The following is a 1,081-nucleotide window of genomic DNA, read 5'->3' as shown; positions in this document are numbered from 1 at the left end:
GGTCAGTCACGGGCGTACCAGCCGAACCAGTCGCGGCTGGACGGCGAGAAGTAGTGCTGGGGCGAGACCTCCTCGGCCGGGAAGAGCTTGAACCCCTGGGGCGGCCCGGTCGGCCGGTCGTGGAAGTAGGTCCCGCTGACCCAAGCCGGATTGATGTCCAGCTCCATGCCCCGCACCACGCCCGCCGCCTGCAGGATCCGGCCCAGGGTGCACACCGACAGGGCGGGCCCGCCGACGTAGACTTCGGCGCCGTCGGCGGTCACCCCGAAGGCCGAGCGGTGGATGTAGGCGGCCTGGCCGATGGTGCTGCCCCACTGCGCGGTGCCGCCGGTCGCGCAGGTCGGGTTGACCTGCCCGTTGTCCACCAGTTCGACCAGGTTCTGCCGGACGCTGGCCACCTCGGGCCCCATCCGGACCTCCTGGTTCCAGGAACCCACCGTGGCCGTCCCGTCGGTACGGAGCACCAGGCTCGCGGCGCCGTCCACGAGGGGCCGCGGGGTTCGGCCCTCGCTGTAGTAGCCGCCGTGGCTGTCCCCGTTGAGGCGGAACCCGGCGTTGAACGCCGCCACCACGCTGCGCTGCAGGGCGGGTGTGATCGAGGTCGCTGCCTGCCAGGTGCCGCCGGGATCGGTGGTGCCCGGCTGGAGCACGCCGCGCACGAAGGTCGGATCGATCCACATCACCCCGGCGACGAAGGAGGTGTGCGATTCGTCGGGGCGCAGGGTGGTCACGCGGACCGCGGCGTGGCCGTGCACGGTCGCCACGGTCTGCCACTGCCCCTCCCCGGGCAGCAGGGGGGTGCCGGTGAGCGAAGGCATCGGCGCGGGCTCGGGCAGGCCGTCCGGCCCGGGGTGGTTACCGGGCGCGGGGGCCTCCGGTACCGCCCCGGCCGCCTGGGGGATCCCGCCGGCCGGGGTCCCGCCCACGGCAGGCTGGTTGTGGTCGTACTGCTGCTTTTCCAGCCAGGTGATCAGGCCGCCGAGACCGTGGTCACGCCCCCACTCGGCGAGCCGCGCGGCGACGCTGTCCGTGCCGGGCGCGGTCAGCGCACAACCGATCGACCAGCCCACCAGGATCAGGA

Annotated in this window: 1 protein-coding gene; it reads right to left on the bottom strand. The window is 73.5% G+C overall.

Annotated features, from left to right (window positions below; translation table 11 throughout):
• Window positions 1-2 precede the first annotated feature (2 nt).
• The coding region (locus FNH05_RS37625; RefSeq protein ID WP_144593575.1) for a phosphodiester glycosidase family protein at window positions 3-1,081 on the bottom strand (1,079 nt) is incomplete at its 5' end.

The organism is Amycolatopsis rhizosphaerae (genome assembly GCF_007713715.1).
Classification (GTDB): domain Bacteria; phylum Actinomycetota; class Actinomycetes; order Mycobacteriales; family Pseudonocardiaceae; genus Amycolatopsis_E; species Amycolatopsis_E rhizosphaerae.
Note: the sequence above shows the minus strand (reverse complement) of the source record. Positions and strands in the feature narration are given on the sequence as shown.